General features: G+C 65.2%; 21 protein-coding genes and 1 tRNA gene. 14 read left to right on the top strand and 8 right to left on the bottom strand.

Annotated features, from left to right (window positions below; genetic code table 11):
* Window positions 1-2 precede the first annotated feature (2 nt).
* From ubiA to KAK09_RS08930, 3 genes are all read left to right on the top strand, one after another.
* The gene (gene ubiA, locus KAK09_RS08940) at window positions 3-965 is read left to right on the top strand and encodes a 4-hydroxybenzoate octaprenyltransferase (RefSeq protein ID WP_210878594.1); all 963 of its coding nucleotides are present in this window, start codon (window positions 3-5) and stop codon (window positions 963-965) included.
* A 63-nt stretch (window positions 966-1,028) separates the two neighbouring features.
* Window positions 1,029-2,942: an OmpA family protein gene (locus KAK09_RS08935; protein ID WP_210878593.1), complete on the top strand. Its 1,914-nt coding sequence runs from the start codon at window positions 1,029-1,031 to the stop codon at window positions 2,940-2,942.
* Window positions 2,929-3,264 (top strand): hypothetical protein, encoded by a 336-nt coding sequence (locus KAK09_RS08930; RefSeq protein ID WP_210878592.1) that lies wholly within the window; start codon window positions 2,929-2,931, stop codon window positions 3,262-3,264. The genes KAK09_RS08935 and KAK09_RS08930 overlap by 14 nt, the downstream gene beginning before the upstream one ends.
* Window positions 3,265-3,271: 7 nt before the next feature.
* Here the strand turns inward: KAK09_RS08930 and cuyB are convergent, their stop codons facing one another.
* The 3 genes from cuyB to KAK09_RS08915 form a co-directional block, all read right to left on the bottom strand.
* The gene (cuyB, locus tag KAK09_RS08925; protein WP_210878591.1) at window positions 3,272-3,952 is read right to left on the bottom strand and encodes a cysteate racemase; all 681 of its coding nucleotides are present in this window, start codon (window positions 3,950-3,952) and stop codon (window positions 3,272-3,274) included.
* A gap of 9 nt (window positions 3,953-3,961) precedes the next feature.
* Window positions 3,962-5,257 (bottom strand): histidinol dehydrogenase, encoded by a 1,296-nt coding sequence (gene hisD / locus KAK09_RS08920; protein ID WP_210878590.1) that lies wholly within the window; start codon window positions 5,255-5,257, stop codon window positions 3,962-3,964.
* Between the two features lie 199 nt (window positions 5,258-5,456).
* On the bottom strand, window positions 5,457-5,900 hold the full coding sequence (locus KAK09_RS08915) for a low molecular weight protein-tyrosine-phosphatase (protein ID WP_210878589.1): 444 nt from the start codon (window positions 5,898-5,900) through the stop codon (window positions 5,457-5,459).
* 39 nt (window positions 5,901-5,939) lie between these two features.
* On the opposite strand from KAK09_RS08915, the gene KAK09_RS08910 reads away from it, so the two are divergent.
* The gene (locus KAK09_RS08910) at window positions 5,940-6,641 is read left to right on the top strand and encodes an NAD-dependent deacylase (RefSeq protein ID WP_210878588.1); all 702 of its coding nucleotides are present in this window, start codon (window positions 5,940-5,942) and stop codon (window positions 6,639-6,641) included.
* 90 nt (window positions 6,642-6,731) lie between these two features.
* Here KAK09_RS08910 and pnp read toward each other — a convergent pair whose 3' ends face one another.
* Both pnp and KAK09_RS08900 read right to left on the bottom strand, forming a co-directional pair.
* A complete protein-coding gene (pnp, locus tag KAK09_RS08905) occupies window positions 6,732-8,864 on the bottom strand; it encodes a polyribonucleotide nucleotidyltransferase (RefSeq protein ID WP_210878721.1) in 2,133 nt (710 codons plus the stop codon).
* A 109-nt stretch (window positions 8,865-8,973) separates the two neighbouring features.
* Entirely contained in the window at window positions 8,974-9,537 is a 564-nt protein-coding gene (locus tag KAK09_RS08900; protein WP_247651140.1) for a substrate-binding domain-containing protein, read from the bottom strand.
* Here KAK09_RS08900 and KAK09_RS08895 point away from each other — a divergent pair.
* Window positions 9,524-9,640, top strand: coding sequence for a sodium-dependent bicarbonate transport family permease (locus KAK09_RS08895; RefSeq protein ID WP_336244441.1), 117 nt, complete (start codon window positions 9,524-9,526; stop codon window positions 9,638-9,640). The genes KAK09_RS08900 and KAK09_RS08895 overlap by 14 nt on opposite strands.
* Window positions 9,641-9,705: 65 nt before the next feature.
* Here KAK09_RS08895 and rpsO read toward each other — a convergent pair whose 3' ends face one another.
* From rpsO to KAK09_RS08880, 3 genes are all read right to left on the bottom strand, one after another.
* Window positions 9,706-9,975: a 30S ribosomal protein S15 gene (gene rpsO / locus KAK09_RS08890; protein WP_210878586.1), complete on the bottom strand. Its 270-nt coding sequence runs from the start codon at window positions 9,973-9,975 to the stop codon at window positions 9,706-9,708.
* Window positions 9,976-10,113: 138 nt separating this feature from the next.
* Window positions 10,114-11,166: a calcium-binding protein gene (locus KAK09_RS19010; protein ID WP_210878585.1), complete on the bottom strand. Its 1,053-nt coding sequence runs from the start codon at window positions 11,164-11,166 to the stop codon at window positions 10,114-10,116.
* A gap of 120 nt (window positions 11,167-11,286) precedes the next feature.
* Window positions 11,287-11,361, bottom strand: a tRNA-Thr gene (locus tag KAK09_RS08880).
* Window positions 11,362-11,448: 87 nt separating this feature from the next.
* Between KAK09_RS08880 and KAK09_RS08875 the strand changes: the two genes are divergently transcribed.
* The 9 genes from KAK09_RS08875 to rodA all read left to right on the top strand — a co-directional run bounded on the left by KAK09_RS08875 (window position 11,449) and on the right by rodA (window position 20,474).
* Window positions 11,449-11,613 carry a hypothetical protein gene (locus KAK09_RS08875; protein WP_210878584.1) on the top strand — a complete coding sequence of 55 codons (165 nt, stop codon included), beginning with the start codon at window positions 11,449-11,451 and terminating at the stop codon, window positions 11,611-11,613.
* Window positions 11,614-11,619: 6 nt separating this feature from the next.
* Complete coding sequence (gene murA, locus KAK09_RS08870; protein WP_210878583.1) at window positions 11,620-12,888, top strand: UDP-N-acetylglucosamine 1-carboxyvinyltransferase; 1,269 nt, start codon at window positions 11,620-11,622, stop codon at window positions 12,886-12,888.
* The gene (locus KAK09_RS08865) at window positions 12,885-13,355 is read left to right on the top strand and encodes a DUF2948 family protein (protein ID WP_210878582.1); all 471 of its coding nucleotides are present in this window, start codon (window positions 12,885-12,887) and stop codon (window positions 13,353-13,355) included. The genes murA and KAK09_RS08865 overlap by 4 nt, the downstream gene beginning before the upstream one ends.
* A gap of 61 nt (window positions 13,356-13,416) precedes the next feature.
* The gene (gene hisD / locus KAK09_RS08860; protein ID WP_210878581.1) at window positions 13,417-14,718 is read left to right on the top strand and encodes a histidinol dehydrogenase; all 1,302 of its coding nucleotides are present in this window, start codon (window positions 13,417-13,419) and stop codon (window positions 14,716-14,718) included.
* Window positions 14,719-14,881: 163 nt separating this feature from the next.
* Window positions 14,882-15,928, top strand: coding sequence for a rod shape-determining protein (locus KAK09_RS08855; protein ID WP_210878580.1), 1,047 nt, complete (start codon window positions 14,882-14,884; stop codon window positions 15,926-15,928).
* A gap of 32 nt (window positions 15,929-15,960) precedes the next feature.
* Window positions 15,961-16,866 carry a rod shape-determining protein MreC gene (gene mreC, locus KAK09_RS08850; protein ID WP_210878579.1) on the top strand — a complete coding sequence of 302 codons (906 nt, stop codon included), beginning with the start codon at window positions 15,961-15,963 and terminating at the stop codon, window positions 16,864-16,866.
* Window positions 16,859-17,398: a rod shape-determining protein MreD gene (locus tag KAK09_RS08845; protein ID WP_210878578.1), complete on the top strand. Its 540-nt coding sequence runs from the start codon at window positions 16,859-16,861 to the stop codon at window positions 17,396-17,398. The genes mreC and KAK09_RS08845 overlap by 8 nt, the downstream gene beginning before the upstream one ends.
* A complete protein-coding gene (gene mrdA, locus KAK09_RS08840; protein WP_210878577.1) occupies window positions 17,395-19,338 on the top strand; it encodes a penicillin-binding protein 2 in 1,944 nt (647 codons plus the stop codon). Before KAK09_RS08845 ends, mrdA begins: the two co-directional genes overlap by 4 nt.
* Entirely contained in the window at window positions 19,335-20,474 is a 1,140-nt protein-coding gene (rodA, locus tag KAK09_RS08835; RefSeq protein ID WP_210878576.1) for a rod shape-determining protein RodA, read from the top strand. Before mrdA ends, rodA begins: the two co-directional genes overlap by 4 nt.
* Window position 20,475 lies beyond the last annotated feature (1 nt).

Below are 20,475 nucleotides of genomic sequence, written 5' to 3'. Positions count from 1 at the left end.
ATATGAGCGAGGGAAACCGGACGCCAGAGGCCACAGGTGCGGTGGCCGATGCCTATGCGGGCAATTGGGTGGACCGCCATGCGCCCGGGGCAACGCGCCCCTTTCTGCGGCTCAGCCGCGCCGACCGGCCCATCGGGACGTGGCTTTTGCTTCTGCCCTGCTGGTGGGGCCTTTTGCTGGCGATGCTGGCGGACGGGCGCGCGGGATGGCACGATCTGTGGATTTTTGTTGGCTGCGGCATAGGCGCGGTGCTGATGCGCGGGGCGGGCTGCACCTGGAACGACATCACCGACCGCGACATCGACGGCAGCGTAGCGCGCACCGCGTCGCGGCCCATCCCCTCGGGGCAGGTCACGCTGCGCGGCGCGGTCGTCTGGATGGGCACGCAGGCGCTGGTGGCGTTCTCTGTCCTGCTGACCTTCAACAGCGCGGCGATTGTGCTTGGCGTGCTCGCGCTTGCGCCGGTGGCGGTTTATCCTTTCGCCAAGCGGTTCACCTGGTGGCCGCAGGTGTTTCTTGGCCTGGCGTTCAACTGGGGCGCGCTGCTGGCCTGGACGGCGCATTCCGGGCGGCTCGAGGCTCCGGCGGTGGTGCTCTACCTTGCCGGGATCGCCTGGACGCTGTTTTATGACACGATCTATGCCCATCAGGATGCCGAGGATGACGCGCTCATCGGGGTGAAATCGACTGCGCGGCTTTTCGGCGAGAATTCCCCGCGCTGGCTGCGGCGGTTCCTGGTGGTGACGGTGCTCCTGATGGCGGGGGCGGTCATTCTGGCGGGGCCGTCGAACCCCATGGCGCTGGTTGTCGCGCTCGGTGGGGTCTGGGCGATGGGCTGGCATATGCACTGGCAGTTGCGGCAACTGAAACTCGACGATGCTGGGCGCCTGCTTCGGCTATTCCGTTCCAACCGCGATGCGGGGCTGTTGCCTGTGCTGTTTTTCGCCAGTGCGCTTCTGGTCTGATTGCGCTTGAAGCTGCGCGCGCCTAAGACGGGTCGTCTGCAACAAGAAAAGGGCCGCTGCCCCATGCGTCTTTCCTCGATCCTGACCATCGGCGGAACATTTGCGGGTGCGGGCGCGATCTGTGTCGTGGCGGCCGGTTTCGCTGTCAGCGCGATCGAGGACGGTTCGCGCCGCGCGGTGCGCGATGCGCTCGATGCGCGCGGGATGCACTGGGCCGATGTGGACACGGACGGGCTTCAGGTCTTTCTGGCCGGCACCGCGCCGACCGAGGCCGCGCGCTTTTCCGCGCTCTCGGTGGCCGGGTCCGTCGTCGATGCGGCAAGGGTTCTGGACCAGACCGTTGTGGAAGAAGCCGAGGCCCTTGCCCCGCCGCAATTCGCCATCGAGATCTTGCGCAACGAGCGCGGCATTTCGCTCATCGGTCTCGTGCCCGCGACACTCGACCGCCATCAGCTTCTGGCCGATATGTCCGAGGCGACCAATGGCGCGCCGATCGCCGACCTGCTCGATGCCGCCGATTATCCCGCGCCCGCAACCTGGCGGCCCGCGCTGCGCTATGCGGTGCGCTCGCTCGGTCTTTTGCCGCGCAGCAAGATTTCGGTGACTGCCGAGCGCGTCGAGATCACCGCCATGGTGGACAGCGCCGAGGAAAAGCGCCGGGTCGAGATCGATCTGGCCCGCCGCACCCCCGAAGCGGTCGCGCTTTCGCTGGATATTGCCGCGCCGCGCCCTGTGATCACCCCCTTTACCCTACGCTTTGTCATCGACGAGCGAGGCGCGCGATTCGATGCCTGCTCTGCCGATACCGACGAAGCGCGTGACCGTATCCTGCGTGCGGGGGGCCGCGTGGGGCTGAGCGAGCGCACCGAATGCGTCGTGGGCATGGGCGTGCCGACACCGCAATGGGCGCGTGCCGTCGAGGAAACGATTGCCGCGCTCGCCAAGCTGGGCGCAGGCAGCGTCACCTTTTCTGACGCCGACATCGCGCTTCTGGCCGAGCAGGGGACGGATCCAAGCCTTTTTGACGATGTGGTGGGCGCGCTTGAGGGGCGCCTGCCCGACGTCTTTGCCCTTGATGCGACCCTGCCGCCCTTGCCCGATGCCAGCGCGCCTGTGGTGCCCGAATTCATCGCCACGCTGTCACCCGAGGGGCAGGTTCTGCTGCGAGGCCGTGTTGCGAGCGAGCAGATGCGCTCTACGGTGATCAGTTTTGCGCGCGCGCGCTTTACCTCTGGCGCGGTTCACATGACGGCGCGGGTGGCCGAGGGCCTGCCGCGCGATTGGTCGATGCGCGTGCTTCTGGGGCTGGAGGCGCTCAGCCATCTGGCCAATGGCGCGGTAACCGTCACCCCCGAGGTGGTCGAGGTCTCGGGCAAGACCGGACGCAATAGCGCCGGGGCCGAGATCGCGAAGCTTTTGGCGGATCGTCTGGGCGGGGCGGAACGCTTTGCGATCGATGTCACCTATCAGGAGCAGCTTGATCCGGTAGCAAGCCTTCCAACACCCGACGAGTGCGAAGCCCGCATCGAAGAGGTGCAACGCGAGGCCAAGATCGGGTTCGAACCAGGATCGGCCACGATCGACCGGGCCGGGGCCGCGATCCTCGACGAGATTGCCGATATTCTGAAGGTGTGCGGCGATATCCGCATGGAAATCGGCGGCCATACCGACAGTCAGGGCCGCGAGGAGATGAACGCGCAACTGAGCCTTGAGCGCGCGCGCGCGGTGCTGGACGAATTGCGCCTGCGCCGCGTTCTGACCTCGGCGCTGGAGGCGAAGGGCTATGGCGAGAGCCGCCCGATCGCCGACAACGCCACCGAAGAGGGGCGCGAGATCAACCGGCGGATCGAATTCCGGGTGATTCGTCCCGAGCCTGTGGCCGAGGTGCAGACAGGGCTTGAAAGCCTTGAGCATAAGGGGGAAGAAGGTGGTAGCGTCGCGGCCAGCCAGGATCCTCCATCGGATGAACAGAACTGAATTCATTATCGCCACAGCCATCGTGCTTTTCGTGGCGTTCTGCATGGGGTGGTTCGCCAACTGGTTGGTGCACCGCTTTGTGCGGGTAAAGTCCTCGGATGTCGGAGAACTCGAGCGATTGGCGCAGGAATTGCACGAGGCCGAGGAGACCCGCGATCAGGCGATCACCTATCTGCAACAGCGCGAGGCCGAGCTGACCAATCAGCTTAGCCAGACCGAGGCAGAGCTTTCCGCCACCATGGAGGGTCTGCGCGAGGCGCGCTATGAGGCAGAGCATCTGCGGATGCATCTTGAGCGGGTTGCGGAGCGCACGGCCGAATAGGCGGAACTCAGGCGCGGGCAAAAGCCACAATCGCGCGCGTCAGGCAATCGAGACTGTCGGTTCGGGCCGCGCTTTGTGGCAGCGCATCGGTCATCAGTGACAGTTCGGTGCAGGCCACGAGCAGGTGATCGGCGCCTTGAGACAGCAGGGTCTCGGCCTCGCTCCGAAGGCGGGGCTTCAGGATGATCGGGCCTTCGCTCGCCTTGACTGCGCGGATGATCGCCAGCAGGCTCGTGTCATCGTCGAGAAACACCGGCGTGAGGCCGTGCGCGGCAAAAGGCGCGTCGAATACCCCCGCAAGCCGCGTGGCGGGCGAGGCGAGCATTCCGACGCGCCGCGCGCCGACCATCGACAGATGCTCGGCGGTTAACTCCAGCATGTCGAGAAAGGGCAGGTCGGTCGCGTTTTGGATCGCGGGCGCATAGTGATGTGCGGTGTTGCAGGGCATGGCGAGCGCCTTTGCCCCGGCTGCGCGCAGATCGCGCGCCATGCGCGCCAGCACCGGGCCGGGATCTGTGCCGCCGCCCTCGATCAACGCCTTGATGCGGCTTGGAACCTGTGGGTTCTGATGGACAAGGAGCGGCACATGATCGGCGTCGTCGCGCGCGGGAACGGCGGCAAGCACCTTCTGCATCAGCAGGATGGTGGCCTCTGGTCCCATCCCTCCGAGAATCCCGACGGTTTTCATGGTCTTGCCTTACCCTGCCGAGCTGAGGACGCGTGTTCCCGCGCCCATGCGGATATCTGCGCTGCGCGCGTGACCTTCCATTCCCTCGGCGCGGCTGAGCCGCGCCGTCACACCGGCCAGTTGGTCGAGCGCCTGCGGCGCGACCTTCTGCCAGGTGACAGTTTTCAGAAACTTGTGCACCGACAGCCCCCCTGTGTAGCGCGCGGCCCCGGAGGTGGGCAAGACATGGTTCGGCCCCGCCGCCTTGTCGCCGAAGGCCACGGTCGTCGCCTCGCCAAGGAAAAGCGAGCCATAGGCGGTGAGGCGCGCAAGCCACCAGTCGAGATCACGGACCTGCACATGAAGATGCTCGGGCGCGCGGGTGTCGGCATGGGCGGCCATCTCCTCGGCATTGTCGCAAAGCACCACCTCGGCCAGATCGCGCCAGGCCGCGCTCGCGGCGCTGCGGTTGGGTTCGGGCAGGGCGGCGATGACGGCGGGCGCGCGGGCGATCACCGCTTCGGCCAGCGGGCGATGGGTGGTGGCAAGCCAGACTGGAGAATTGCCTCCATGCTCGGCCTGCCCGACCAGATCGGCGGCGACCACATCAGGGTCAGCGGTCTCGTCGGCGAGGATCAGGCTGTCGGTGGGGCCGGCCACCATGTCGATGCCCACGGGGCCGAAAAGCTGGCGCTTGGCCTCGGCCACATAGGCGTTGCCCGGACCGACAAGGATATCTGCCCCTGGAGCGCCGAAAAGGCCAAAGGCCATGGCGGCAATCGCCTGCACCCCGCCGAGACAGAGGATACGCGAGGCCCCCGCGCGGTCCATCGTGTAGAGCAGCGCGTCGGGGATGCCCGCCCCGCCCGAGGGAGGAGAACAGGCGGTGATGTCATGCACCCCCGCCGCGCGCGCCGTGGCGATGGACATGAGCGCCGAGGCGATGTGGGAATAGCGCCCACCCGGCACGTAACAGCCCGCCGCTTGCACGGGGATCTGCTTTTGCCCCGCCATGAGACCGGGGCGCAGTTCGATCTCCATGTCCTGCGCGGTGGCGCGCTGCGCTTCGGCAAAGCGGCGGATATTGTCGTGCGCCCAGGCAATATCGTCCTTGAGTGCTTGCGGGACGCGCGCCGAGGCGGCCTCGATCTCGGCCCGGCTGACAGCAATCGGCCCCTGCCAGCGGTCGAGATCGCGGGCATATTCCAGTGCCACCTGCGCGCCCCCGGCCCGCAGTCGCGCCAGCATGATGCGCACGGTGTCTGTAATATCCGCCGTGGTTTCGGGTGGGGTGTCGGTGGCGGTCTTGAGATACGTGACGGGCATGGCGCGGGCTCCTCTGCCTTATGGATGGGAGGGCGATGGTCGCGCGGCAAGGGGGTTACGGCACCCGTGACAGGGTTTTTGCAAGCTGCGAAGCGGGGTTTCGGAAAATCCGAAATCAGCGTCGTGCCGGAGAGGAGGACAAGAAAATTCGCGAATTTTCTTGAAAGGAATTTCTGCGAAATTCCTTCGCACCCCACGATTAGCGGCGCAGATCGGCCAGAAGCCCGCGTGCGCAGGCCTCGATCAGGTCGAGCGCACCCTCGAAATCGCGCGTGTAATAGGGATCGGGCACATGGTTTGCCCCCCGATCTGGCGCGTAGTCGGTAAAAACCCGCAAAGGCGTGGTGTTTCCCTCGGGGCGCAGCGCCTCGGTATCGGCCATGGTCGCGCCGTCCATTGCAAGGATCAGGTCGAAGTGCTCGAAATCCCCGGGCCATATGCGGCGCGCGCGCAGGTCAGAGAGGTCGAGACCCCGCGCCCGTGCCGCGGCCTGCATCGGGCCATAGGGGGGCTCTCCCACGTGCCAGCCCGAGGTGCCTGCGCTGTCGGTCCTGGCCCAGGGGGCGAGCATGCGAAACACGCCTTCGGCGGCGGGTGAGCGGCAGATATTGCCAAGGCAGACAAAGAGAATGCGGGTGGTCATGGCTCCTCCGGTGGGGCACAGATAGGGCAGGAGGGCGCGATGGAAAAGATCGTCATTCTCACCGGTGCGGGCATTTCCGCCGAGAGCGGGCTGGGCACGTTCCGCGATGCGGGTGGCCTCTGGGCCGAGCACCGCATCGAGGATGTGGCGACGCCCGACGGCTTTGCCCGCAACCCCGCGCTGGTGCATTGCTTCTACAACGCGCGCCGTGTGCAGGCGGCGCAGGCGCGACCCAATGCGGCGCATATGGCGCTGGCGCGGTTGCAGGCCGAGGCGCGCGCCGAGGTGGTGATCGTCACGCAGAACGTGGACGGCTTGCACGAGGCAGCCGGGAGCCGCGATGCGATCCACATGCACGGGGAGTTGTCCCGCGCTCTTTGCGCCGCGTGCGGGCATCGCTGGCAGGCGGCGCTTTCCATGTCCGAACGCGATACCTGTCCGCGTTGCAGCGCGCACGCCTGTCGCCCCGATGTGGTCTGGTTCGGCGAGCTTCCCTACCGGATGGAGGAGATCCTAGACCATCTGGCGGGGGCGTCGATCTTTGCAGCCATCGGGACCTCGGGGCAGGTCTGGCCCGCCGCCGGTTTCGCGCAGGAGGCGGCCTGCGCGGGCGCGCGGTGCGTCGAGATCAACCTTGAGCCTTCCGCTGTCTCTGACGATTTCCACAAAGTGTTGCGGGGCCGCGCTTCTGATGTGGTGCCTGGCTGGGTTGCGGGGGTTTTGTCGGGCAACGGAAGCTGATAGCGGCACTTCCGGCCTGACTGTATCCATGGGGCAAGCAAAAAGCCCCGGCACATGGCCGGGGCTTTGCAGGGTGCGGGGAACGGCGGATCAGTCTGCGGCTTCCTCGGCCTTGACCTCATCGCCGGTCTCCTGATCGACCATCTTCATCGACAGGCGCACCTTGCCGCGATCGTCAAAGCCCAGAAGCTTGACCCAGACCTCTTGTCCCTCTTTCAGAACGTCGGAGGGATGGTTCAGGCGACGGTTCTCGATCTGGCTGACATGCACCAGCCCGTCGCGCTTGCCGAAGAAGTTCACGAAGGCGCCGAAATCGACGATCTTGACGACCTTGCCCTTGTAGACGCCGCCCTCTTCGGGCTCAGCCACGATTGACCAGATCATGTCATAGGCCTTCTTGATCGACTCGCCGTTGGGCGAGGCGATCTTGATGATGCCTTCGTCGTTGATATCGACCTTGGCGCCCGAAACCTCGACAATCTCGCGGATCACCTTGCCGCCAGAGCCGATCACTTCACGAATCTTGTCGGTCGGGATCTGCATGGTCTCGATGCGCGGGGCGTGGACCGAGAAATCATTGGCCCCCGAGAGCGCCTTGTCCATCTCGCCCAGGATGTGCATCCGGCCTTCGCGGGCCTGCGCCAGCGCCTGCTTCATGATCTCGGGGGTGATTCCCGCGACCTTGATATCCATTTGCAGCGAGGTGATGCCGTCGGCCGTGCCCGCCACCTTGAAGTCCATGTCGCCGAGGTGATCCTCGTCGCCAAGAATATCCGACAGGATGGCAAACTCGCCGTCTTCCTCGAGCACAAGGCCCATGGCCACACCGGCCACGGATGTCTTGAGCGGAACGCCTGCATCCATCATCGACAGCGATCCGCCACAGACCGTGGCCATGGAGGAAGAACCATTCGATTCGGTGATCTCCGATACCAGACGGATCGTGTAGGGGAAATCGGTCGCCGGCGGCAACACCGCCTGAAGCGCGCGCCATGCGAGCTTGCCGTGGCCGATTTCACGTCGTCCCGGAGGGCCGACGCGCCCGGCTTCGCCGACCGAATAGGGCGGGAAGTTGTAATGCAGCAGGAAGTTCGATTTGAAATTCCCGTGCAGCGCATCGACGAACTGTTCGTCATCGCCGGTGCCGAGCGTGGTCACGACCAGGCTTTGCGTCTCGCCACGGGTGAAGAGCGCCGATCCGTGCGTGCGCGGCAGAAGGCCGGTTTCGCATACGATGGGCCGGATCTCATCCAGACGGCGACCGTCGATCCGGTTGCCGTTCTTGACCACATCGCCGCGCAGCACCACCGATTCGAGCTTTTTCAGTGCCGAACCGAGATTGGCATCGGCAAGCTGTTCTTCGGTCAGTTGCGCCTTGATCGCCTCTTTCGCGGCGGAAATGGCGTGGGTGCGCTCCTGCTTGTCGCGGATGGCAAAAGCGGCGCGCATCTGTTCTTCACCGGTAGCCTTCACGGCGGCATAAAGCTCCGAATAATCCGGTGGGGTGAAATCGAACGGCTCTTTCGCGCATTCTTCGGCGAATTCGATGATCAGGTCGCAGACCGGTTTGATCTGCTCATGTGCGAAGGTCACCGCACCCAGCATCTCGTCCTCCGACAGCTCGTAGGCTTCGGATTCGACCATCATCACCGCGTCGCGGGTGGCCGCAACCACCAGATCAAGCCGTTGCTCGGGGTTGTTGCGCAGATCGTGCATGTCGTCGATTTCGGGGTTGAGGATGTATTCGCCATCCACATAGCCCACACGGCAGCCGCCAATCGGCCCTCGGAAGGGCGCGCCCGAGATGGTCAACGCGGCGGAAGTGGCGATCATCGCCACCATATCCGGGTCATTGACCAGATCGTGCGACAGAACCGTGCACATCACCAGCGTCTCGTTCTTGAAGCCGGGCACGAAAAGCGGGCGGATCGGACGGTCGATCAGGCGCGCGGTCAGCGTTTCCTTTTCCGAGGGTCGCGCCTCGCGCTTGAAAAAGCCGCCGGGCACCTTGCCAGCAGCATAGTATTTTTCCTGATAATGGACCGTCAGCGGAAAGAAATCCATTCCCGGCTTCGGTTCCTTGGCAAAGGTCACGTTGGCCATGACCGAGGTCTCGCCAAGCGTGGCGATCACGGAGCCGTCGGCCTGACGGGCGATCTTGCCGGTTTCCAGCGTGAGCGTTTCTTCGCCCCACTGCATCGTCTTTTTCGTTTCGTTGAACATCATGTATCCTCTTGGAGGCGCTCCCGGGCGTATCCCGGGTCCCCCGTTGCCATGGCGGCCCCATTGCCGCCGACCCCTTTCAACCATACCATGCGCCGGGGTCATTGCGTCACGTCTCAGATGTGGGGGCCAAATACATGTTTTTTGCCGGTTTGGAAAGGGCGGACGATGCGGGGCCCGCCGCCGCCGCAAGCAGCGACTCCAGCGCCGGATGGGGAAAGGCGCGCGGCATGGCGATGGCATAGAACCGTTCTGAAAGGCCGAGCGCGAAGGGCGCGCGTTTGAGCCGCCCAGAGGCCAGTTCGTCAGCCACGACCACATCGGGCGCAAGCGCCACGCCCGCCCCTTCGCGCGCCAGAAGGCGGATCATCGCCATGTCCTCGACCTTGGCCACGACGCGCGGCGTAATCCCGCGCGCGTCGGTGATGGCCAGGAATTCGGCCCGGATGGCCGAGCCAGAGGGCAGGATGATCTCCTCGACAGTCAGGAGTGTATCGAGGCTGTCATGGGCCACGCGGTCGGGTCGCCCGTGCAGCGATACCGGCTGTTCGGCGATGCGATGCGCGCGGAACGCGCCGCCTTCGGCATCCTGCGGCGGATCGGTGGTCAGCACCACATCGACCACTTGCGCCGCCAATGCGTCGAGCAGCGTCCTGGCCGTGCCCGAAGCCAATCCCTCGGTCTATGTCGGCACATCGACCGGGCTGGGCACGCCAGTGGCAATCCTTTCGATCCCGCTGTACATGGCGCTGGCCGATGCGCTGATCGGGGTCTGAGGCCGCAAACGGCAAAAGGGGCCCGATGGGGGGCCCCTTTTTCTCCTCAGAACGATGAAGTGCGCTCAGCGGCGGATGCCAAGGCGCTTGATGAGGTCGGTATAGCGCGCCTCTTCCTTGCGCTTGAGGTAATCGAGCAGCTTGCGGCGCTGCGCGACCATCATCAGAAGGCCACGGCGACCGTGGTTGTCCTTCTTGTGGGTTTTGAAATGCTCGGTGAGCGTGGTGATCCGCGAGGTGAGGATCGCAACCTGAACCTCGGGAGAACCGGTGTCGCCCTCCTTGGTCGCGAATTCCTTGATGACGCGGGCCTTTTCTTCGGCAGTGATCGACATCGGGGTCTCCTTTTATCAGAATGTGACGGGCGCAAGCCGGGATGTCGTCCAGCAAGGTCCGGGTCGCAACAGGCACGGTGGCCCGAAGGATACGCGCGTATAGGGGAATTCCGTCTGGATTGAAAGCGGGAATCTGGGTCAGAGCCGCGCGAGCGCCAACAGTTCCGATTGCGAAACCAGCGCGACATGATCCAGCGTCAAGCCCTCGGCGTTGGCGATTCGCGCGATCTCGACCCCGTTGAGAAGAAGCCGCATGTCGCTGGCGGCTTCCGCGTCCGGGGCAAGGGCGATGTCCGGTTCTGGCCCGGTCTTGTCATAGACCACCATCAGTAAGTCGTGTTCGGCCGAGAAATCGAGGATCTCCACCTGATGCGCCGCATCCAGCCAGTCGCCGAGAACCACGCGGTCCGCGCCGCTACCGGTGGTGACGATATCGCTCCGCCCAGCAAGGATCACGTCATCGCCGGCACCGCCATTGAGAAAATCCCGCCCGTCGTCGAGATCGTCGAGACGTGCCGTCGCGGGATTGTCCACAATCCCGATCAACGTGTCATTGCCGTGCCCGCCAAAGAGCGTATCCGACCCCATCCCGCCGTGCAGCCAGTCATCGTCGAGCGCGCCATGAAGCGCATCATCGCCATCACCGCCAAAGAGCATGTCGTTTCCGGCGCTGCCGACAAGACTGTCATTGCCCTCGCCGCCAAACAACGTGTCATTGCCGTTATGCCCGAAAAGCCGGTCATCGCCCGGTCCACCGTCGAGCACGTCCCGCCCGTCACCGCCGTGCAGCGTGTCCGGGCCCGCACCACCCCGGATCAGATCGTCACCCGCGCCACTCCGCACCTCGTCAGGCCCGCCGCCCGCGTCGATCAGGTCATCGCCGTCGCGGCCGAGGATCATCTCGGGGGCATCCGTTCCGGAGATCGCATCCATCCCGGTGCCGCCCTCGACGATCTGCCATCCGGCTTCGACCAGGGCGGGCTCAACCCCAATGCCCGCGCCCGGTTCTGCCGCTGCCGCAACCTGCGCCGGAGCCAGCAAGGCGTTCAGCAGATCCGGGCCTTCGGATTGTTCGTGAGGGGTGGCGGGTGGTTCTGCTTCGGTCTCGTCGCTGTCGGTCTCGTTGTCGAAACCGACAAGAGCCGACGCCGAGACGGCGACCAGACCCAGAAGACTCGCAAACAGAAGCATCGTGATATCCCGACAGTCACAACCCACGGTTGCCACAGACGCCAGCAACCGGTCAACGGCAAGCCGCAAAACAGGTTAATGCGCATAGCGCCGTTCCGGTGCGTCGAGTTTGAAGGGCGCTGGTGCTGCTGGGGAGGATTGAACTCCCGACCTCACCCTTACCAAGGGTGCGCTCTACCACTGAGCTACAGCAGCAGCGTGTGGCGGGGTCATTAGACGCTTCTCGCTCGTGGTGCAAGGGGTAACTGGACGCATTTTGGTGCCTCCTGTAAGAGAGACCGCATGACCAAGAAACCCACTCCCGAACCCCGCGAGAAACCAGCCGAAAGCCGCGAGGACCGGCTCAGATCCGCACTCAAGGCCAATCTGGCAAGGCGCAAGGCGCAGGCGCGCGCGCGCGGCGCGGACAAGGGCGATACCGGGGCAAAAACAGAAAGCAAGGACTAGAGCAGCATGGATTCCATCATCGTCACGGGCAACGGGCCCCTTTCCGGGCAGATCCCGATTGCCGGGGCCAAAAATGCCTGTCTCACGCTCATGCCGGCAACGCTTCTGAGCGAGGAACCGCTCACGCTTACCAACGCGCCGCGTCTGTCGGACATCCGCACCATGAGCGTTCTGCTGCAATCGCTCGGGGCGGAAGTGGCGCAGATGCAGGGCGGGCAGGTTCTGGCGCTCTCATCGCACGCGATCACCAACCACAAGGCCGAGTACGACATCGTGCGCAAGATGCGCGCCTCGATCCTTGTGCTTGGGCCGATGCTCGCGCGCGAGGGTCACGCGGTCGTGTCGCTGCCCGGCGGCTGCGCCATCGGCGCGCGGCCCGTCGATCTGCACCTCAAGGCGCTCGAAGCGATGGGGGCGGACCTGGAGTTGAGGGATGGCTATGTGCATGCCAAGGCCCCCGGTGGGCTGCGTGGCGGCACGGTGGAGTTTCCCTTCGTGTCGGTGGGGGCCACGGAAAACGCGCTGATGGCGGCGACGCTGGCCAAGGGCACGACGATCCTGAAGAACGCCGCGCGCGAGCCGGAGATCGTCGATCTGGCCCAATGCCTGCGCAAGATGGGCGCACAGATCGAGGGGGAAGGCACGGGCACGATCACGGTGCAGGGCGTGGACCGGCTCGGCGGCGCGACCCATGCGGTTGTCCCTGACCGGATCGAGCTTGGCACCTACATGCTGGCCCCCGCGATCTGCGGCGGCGAGGTGGAATGCCTCGGCGGGCGGATCGACCTTGTTGCCGCTTTCTGCGAGAGGCTCGACGCGGCGGGCATTTCCGTCGAAGAGACGGCGTCCGGTCTCAAGGTCGCCCGCAGGAATGGCCGCGTGCGCGCTGTCGACGTGGTGACAGAGCCGTTCCCCGGCTTCCCGACCGACCTTCAGGCGCAGATGATGGCGCTCCTGACCACAGCCGAAGGCACATCGGTGCTCGAGGAACGCATCTTCGAGAACCGGTTCATGCACGCGCCGGAACTGATGCGCATGGGGGCGCGCATCGACGTGCATGGCGGCACCGCCACCGTGACCGGGGTCGATCACCTCAAGGGCGCGCCGGTGATGGCGACCGATCTGCGCGCCTCCGTCTCGCTCATCCTTGCGGGGCTGGCGGCAGAGGGCGAGACCATCGTCAACCGCGTCTATCACCTTGACCGCGGCTACGAACGGGTCGAGGAAAAGCTGGGCGCCGTCGGCGCGAAAATCGAAAGGATCAGCGGCCAATGACACGCGATGCCACCTTCGAGGACGGGCGCGAGACGCCGCTCAATCTGGGCGCGCTCGACCCGGACGATCTGCAAGTGATATCAACCCTCGCGCAGGACGCGGTGTTTCCCATTACCGAGATGACCTGGGCGGCGAAGGCCCGACGCTTTGTGCTGTTGCTCAACCGCTTTCGCTGGGAGGATGCCGCGCGCGCGCGGCATGCGCCGGAGCGCGTGCAATCGCTGCTCGTGGTGGACAACGTGCTGCGCATCTCAAGCCACGGCATTGACCGCGACGATCGCGACACCATCCTGTCTCTGCTCTCGCTTTCCTTCGAACCGGGGGAGGACAGCGCGGGCCATCTGATCCTGACGCTGGCGGGCGATGGCGCGATCCGGCTCGCTGTCGAGGCGCTCGAGGTCACGCTTCGTGACGTCACCCGCCCCTATCGCGCCCCCTCGGGCAAGATCCCGCAGCACGACACCTGAGGAGCGGCGGGGCTTGAGCCTCGCCCCCGCCCCGGCTATCCCGCTGCCAAAGGAGCCGCCCATGCCGATCACCCTTGACGCGTCCCAGCCCGATTTCGAGACCCGCTTTGCCGCGCTTCTGTCCGCCAAGCGCGAAGACAGCCCTGACGTGGACGACACCGTGGCCGCGATCATCGCCGATGTGCGCGCGCGCGGCGACGCGGCGGTGATCGAACTTACGGAACGCTTTGACCGGCTCACCCTCACGCCCGAGACGCTGCGCTTTTCGGAAGAAGAGATTGACGCCCTCATCGCGCGGGTGCCGCAGTCCGAGCGCGATGCGCTCGATCTGGCCGCCGCGCGCATCCGTGCCTATCACGCGCGCCAGATCCCCGAGGATGCAAGCTGGACCGAGGAGAGCGGCGCGATGCTGGGCTGGCGCTGGTCGCCGGTGTCGGCGGCGGGGCTCTATGTGCCGGGCGGTCTTGCCTCTTACCCTTCATCCGTGCTGATGAACGCCATTCCCGCCAAGGTGGCCGGGGTCGAGCGGCTGGCTGTCGTGGTGCCCACCCCCGATGGCAAGGCAAACCCGCTGGTTCTCTTGGCGGCGGAAATCGCAGGCGTGGACGAAATCTATCGCATCGGTGGCGCGCAGGCGATTGCGGCGCTGGCCTATGGCACCGAAACGATTGCCCCGGTGGACAAGATCACCGGGCCGGGCAACGCCTTTGTTGCGGCGGCGAAACGGCGGGTCTTTGGCAAGGTGGGCATCGACATGATCGCGGGGCCATCCGAGATCCTTGTCATCGCCGACAAGGGCCAGAACCCCGACTGGATCGCGCTCGACATGCTCAGCCAGGCGGAACATGACGAGAGCGCGCAGGCCATTCTCATCACTGATGATGCGGGGTTGGCGCGCGACGTGGCCACCGCCATCGCGGCGCGGCTGGAAACGCTGGAGCGGCGCGCCATCGCGGGGGCAAGCTGGCGCGACTATGGCGCCATCATCACCGTGCCCGACCTCGCCACCGCCGCCGCGCTGTCGAACCGCATCGCACCCGAGCACCTTGAGCTTTGCGTGGCCGATCCCGACGCGCTCTCGGCGCGGATCACCCATGCCGGCGCGATCTTTCTGGGGGCATGGACGCCCGAGGCCATAGGGGATTATGTGGGCGGGCCGAACCATGTTCTGCCTACCGCGCGCTCGGCGCGATTCTCCTCGGGCCTCTCGGTCATGGATTTCCTCAAACGCACCACGCTGGCCAGGATGACCCCCGAGGCGCTGACCGCCATCGGCCCCGCCGCCGAGACGCTCGCCCGCGCCGAGAGTCTGGAAGCGCATGGCCTGTCGGTGCGGGCGCGGCTGGATCATTTGAACCGGTGAGCCCCTCGCCTTGCCGGTGAACTCTTACACCCCCGGCGGTTTGACGCCTGTCGTTCTGAAACATTTCCTTTCGCCCGCGCGGCGCCGCCCCTATAACCACAGACGCCCCGGACCGCGAGTCGCGGGGCTCATCGCGATAATGGACGACAGGGCACAGGCGCATATGTCTATATTTGATAGGATTCCGAGCCTCTTTTCCTCGGACATGGCGATTGATCTCGGCACCGCCAACACGCTTGTCTACGTCAAGGGGCGCGGCATCATCCTGAGCGAGCCCTCGGTGGTGGCGTATCACGTCAAGGACGGGGTCAAGAAGGTGCTCGCCGTGGGCGAGGACGCCAAGCTCATGCTGGGCCGCACGCCCGGCAGCATCGAGGCGATCCGCCCCATGCGAGAGGGGGTTATCGCCGATTTCGATACCGCCGAAGCGATGATCAAGCATTTCATCCGCAAGGTGCACAAGCGTTCGACCTTCTCCAAGCCAAAGATCATCGTCTGCGTGCCCCATGGCGCGACCCCGGTGGAGAAACGCGCCATCCGTCAATCGGTGCTTTCGGCGGGCGCGCGGCGCGCGGGCCTCATCGCGGAACCTATCGCCGCGGCCATCGGTGCGGGCATGCCGATCACCGATCCCACCGGCAACATGGTCGTCGATATCGGCGGCGGCACGACCGAGGTGGCCGTGCTGTCGCTTGGCGATATCGTCTATGCCCGATCGGTCCGGGTGGGCGGCGACCGGATGGACGAGGCGATCATCAATTACCTGCGTCGGCAGCAGAACCTGCTTGTGGGCGACGCCACCGCCGAACGCATCAAGACCACCATCGGCACCGCACGGATGCCCGATGACGGGCGTGGCACCTCGATCCGCGTGCGCGGACGCGACCTGCTGAACGGCGTGCCCAAGGAAATCGAGGTAAGCCAGGCACAGATCGCCGAGGCGCTGGCCGAACCGGTGCAGCAGATCACCGAGGCGGTAATGACCGCGCTCGAGGCGACGCCGCCGGACCTTGCCGCCGATATTGTCGATCGCGGCGTGATGCTGACCGGGGGGGGCGCGCTTCTGGGCGATCTTGACCTTGCGTTGCGCGAGCAGACGGGCCTTGCCGTTTCGATCGCCGAGGACAGCCTCAACTGCGTGGCGCTCGGCACCGGCAAGGCGCTCGAATTCGAATCGCGGCTGCGGCATGCGATTGACTATGACAGTTGAGGCGCCCACCTTTTCCGTAAAAGGGAGAGATATTGGCCAGCGAGCGCGGACAGAGCGAGGATTATAGCGGCCCGCTGAAGCGATTGCTTCTCGGGGTTCTCTTGCTTTGCCTGCTTGGCCTGTTCCTTGTCTGGCGAATCGATAGCCCACGCGTGGAACGGTTTCGCGCACAGGTGGTGGATCGCGTCGTTCCGCCCATGGATTGGGCCATGGCGCCCGTGACCGGCGCGGTTAAGGTGCTGCGCGATTTTCAGTCTTACCAGAGGATGTATCAGCAGAATCAGGATCTGCGCCGCGAGTTGCAGCAGATGAAGGCGTGGAAAGAGGCGGCGCTTCAGCTTGAGCAAGAGAACGCGCGCCTGCTTGACCTCAACAACGTGCAGCTTGATCCACGCCTGACCTATGTCACCGGCGTGGTGATGGCCGATAGCGGTTCGCCCTTCCGGCAATCGGTGCTGATCAACGTGGGTGCCCGCGATGGCATCATGGAAGGCTGGGCGGCGATGGACGGGCTGGGGCTGGTCGGGCGCATCTCGGGGCTGGGGCAGAACACCGCCCGTGTGATCCTGCTCACCGACACGTCGAGCCGCATTCCGGTGGCGGTGCAGCCCTCGGGTCAGCGCGCGCTTCTCATTGGTGACAACTCGATCGCGCCGCTTCTCGATTTCGTCGAGGCACCCGATCAGGTGCGCCCCGGCGACCGGGTGCTGACCTCGGGTGATGGCGGGGTGTTCCCGGCCGGTCTGGTGGTGGGGCAGGTGTTTGTCGATCCGGGCGGGCGGATGCGTCTGCGCATCGCCGCCGACTACGAACGGCTCGAATTCCTGCGGGTGCTGCGCAGCTTTGTCCACGAGCAGATTGACGATCCGGGCCACCTTATCGTTCCCCCGGTCGATGAGTCCGCGGCAGAGGAGACGGCGGAGGCGGGCAATGGCTGAGGAAAGCGCCTTCCACCTCTGGCTCATGCGCGCGCTCTTTTCGGGGCTGGCTGGCCTTCTGGTGTTTCTGCACCTCCTGCCACTTGATACCGTGCCGCCGGGATGGGCGGGACCGGATCTCTTTGTCGCGCTCACCTTCGCCTGGGCGGTGCGGCGGCCCGACTTTGTGCCGCCGCTGCTGGTGGCGGGGCTGGCGCTGATGATGGATCTGCTTTTTCACCGCCCTCCGGGGCTGTGGGCGGCGCTGACGCTCGTCGGCACCGAGGCGCTGCGTCGGCGGGCGCCGGCGCTGCGAGACATGACCTTTGCCGCCGACTGGGCCGCGGTGGCGGGAACGCTGGTGGCGATCACGCTTGGCTATCGGCTGGTTCTGTCGGTGTTTCTCGTGCCACAGCCGCCGATTGGCCTCAGTCTGATGCAACTTCTCTCGACCCTTCTGGCCTATCCGCTTGTGGCGCTGGTCTCGCATCTCTTTCTTGGCGTGCGCAAGGCCGCGCCCGGCGATCTGGCCGGCACAAGGCGGCTGCCATGAGACGCCCAACCCGCGACACCGCCGAAAGCCACCGCCGCATCACCCGGCGCGGTCTGGTCGTGGGCGGCCTGCAAGTGGCGACGCTTGGCGCGCTGCTGTTCCGGATGCGGCACCTTCAGGTCGAGCAGGCCGATGAGTTCCGTCTTCTGGCCGATGAGAACCGCATCAATCTTCAGCTTCTCGCGCCCGCGCGCGGACGGATATTTGACCGGGAAGGCCGTGTCATCGCCGAGAACGTGCCCGCGTATCGCATTACCGTCACCCGCGAACAGGCGGGTGATGTCGATGAGGTGCTGGCCCGGCTTGCGCGACTGGTGAAGCTCGATCCGGGCGAGCTTGAAAAGGCCCGCCGCGATTTGCGCGAGTTGCGTGGTGATACGCCGGTGACGGTGGCCGATCGCGTAGACTGGGAGGCGATCAGCCGCGTTGCCGTAAACGCCCCTGCCCTGCCCGGCGTCACGCCCGAGGTAGGGCTGTCGCGCCGCTATCCTCTGGGAGAGGTCTATGCCCATGCCATCGGCTATGTTGGTGCCGTGAGTGCGCGCGACATCGAACGCATCGACGCGCCCGAGGCGCTGTTGCGCCTGCCGCGCTTTCAGATCGGCAAGCTGGGCCTTGAGGCGCACAAGGAAGAGGTGCTGCGCGGCAATGCGGGCACGCGCCGGGTCGAGGTCAACGCCTCGGGCCGCATCATGCGCGAACTGGACCGTCAGGAGGGCCGTCCCGGTGCCGATCTTCAGGTCACGCTTGACAACGAACTTCAGGCCTATGCGCAGGCTCGCCTCGCGGGCGAGGGCGCAGCCGCGGTGATGATAGACTGTGACAGCGGGGATATTCTCGTCTGCGCGTCCAGCCCCAGCTACGATCCCAACCTTTTCGTACATGGCATATCGTCAGCCGATTACCGCGCGCTTCTGGAAAACCCCTATCGTCCGTTGCCCAACAAGGCGGTTCAGGGGGTCTATCCGCCCGGCTCGACCTTCAAGATGATCACGGCGCTGGCTGCGCTCGATGCGGGCCTCATGGATTTCAATGAAACTGTCTATTGCCCCGGCTTCAAGGAAATCAGCGGGCGACGCTTTCACTGCTGGAAGCGGGGTGGTCACGGCAATGTCAACCTGCACGCCTCGTTGCGCGACAGTTGCGACATATTTTACTACGAACTTGCCCTGCGCGCCGGGATCGAACGCATCTCGGCCATGGCGGAACGGTTCGGACTTGGGGTGCAGTTCGATCTGCCGATGACCAGCGTGGCCAAGGGCCTGACCCCAACGCGCGAATGGAAACTGGCCAATCGCGATCAGCCCTGGGTCGTGGGCGACAGCGTCAACGCTTCGATCGGGCAGGGATTCGTGCTGGCCTCGCCGCTGCAACTGGCGGTGATGACGGCGCGGCTTGCGACCTCGCGCGCAGTGATGCCGCGGCTGGTGAAATCCATCGACGGCGTCGAACAGCCCTCGGGCCATGGCGAACCGCTTGGCCTAAACGAGAACCACATGCGCGAGATCCGCCGGGGCATGTTCGCCGTCAGCAACAACAATCGCGGCACCGCCTTTCGCAGCCGGATCGCCGAGGACACGCTGCGCCTTGCCGGCAAGACCGGCACCAGCCAGGTGCGCAACATCTCGGTCGGTGAGCGCGCGACCGGCGTGATCAGCAACCAGAACCTGCCTCGTGAACAGCGCGACCACGCGCTTTTCGTCAGTTTTGCGCCTCATGATGCGCCGCGTTATGCCATAGCAGTGGTGGTCGAACATGGCGGCGGGGGCTCTACGGCGGCGGCGCCGATTGCGCGTGACATCACGCTTCAGGCGTTCTACCGTGGCGATCCGCCTCTCGAAGCCTATCCCGAGGCCGACCGCCCGCGCATCCGTGCCCAACAGGAAGAACTGCGCCGCCTGATCGCGCGTCCCGCCCCGGACCGGAGCGATCGGGCATGAGCTATCTTGAGTATACCGTCAAATCCGTTCCCTCCGGGCCGCGCAAGATCCTCTATCTCAACTGGCCGCTCGCGCTCCTGCTGACGACGGTTGCCGCAGTCGGGTTCCTGATGCTCTACTCGGTTGCTGGCGGCAACCTCTCGATCTGGGCCGAGCCGCAGATGAAACGCTTTGCCCTCGGTTTCGGGGTGATGCTGGTGGTCGCCCTGGTCCCGATCTGGTTCTGGCGCAACATGTCGCTTCTGGCCTATCTGGTCTCGCTTGCGCTGCTGTTGGCCGTGGCCCTTGTCGGCATCGAGGGCAAAGGCGCGCAACGCTGGATAGATATCGGTTTCATGCGCCTGCAGCCCTCGGAGCTGGTCAAGATCACGCTCGTGATGGTGCTGGCGGCCTATTACGATTGGTTGCCCATGTCGCGCGTCTCGCGGCCTGTCTGGGTGCTTGTTCCGCTGGCCCTGATTCTCGCCCCTGTTGCGATGGTGCTGCGCCAACCCGATCTGGGCACCTCGATCCTGCTGGTGATCGGCGGGGGGGCCATGATGTTTCTCGCGGGCGTCCACTGGGCTTATTTCGTCACGGTGATCGCACTGGGGGTGGGGGCGGTCGCGGCGGTCTTTGCCAGCCGTGGCACCGATTGGCAATTGCTCGAGAATTACCAGTATCGCCGCATTGACACATTTCTGGATCCCGACATGGATCCGCTTGGCGCGGGCTATCACATCACCCAGTCCAAGATAGCGCTGGGCTCGGGTGGTTGGACGGGGCGCGGCTTCATGCAGGGCACGCAATCGCGGCTGAACTTTCTGCCCGAGAAGCACACCGATTTCATCTTCGTGACGTTGGCCGAGGAATTCGGCTTTATCGGTGCGGTGTCGCTTCTGGGGCTTTACGCGCTCATCATCCTGTTCTGCGTCGCCACCGCACTTGCCAACCGTGACCGGTTTTCCTCTCTGTTGACGCTTGGCATCGCGGTCACGTTCTTTTTGTTCTTCGCCGTCAACATGGCGATGGTGATGGGGCTGATGCCGGTCGTCGGCGTTCCGTTGCCGCTGGTAAGCTATGGCGGCTCTGCCATGCTGGTGCTGATGCTGGGCTTTGGCCTTGTCCAGAGCGCGCATGTCCACAAACCGAGGTAAT

The organism is Roseovarius autotrophicus, assembly GCF_018069895.1.
GTDB classification, from domain to species: domain Bacteria; phylum Pseudomonadota; class Alphaproteobacteria; order Rhodobacterales; family Rhodobacteraceae; genus Roseovarius; species Roseovarius autotrophicus.
The sequence above is the reverse complement of the archived record's forward strand: the minus strand, read 5'-3'. Positions and strand labels throughout refer to the sequence as shown.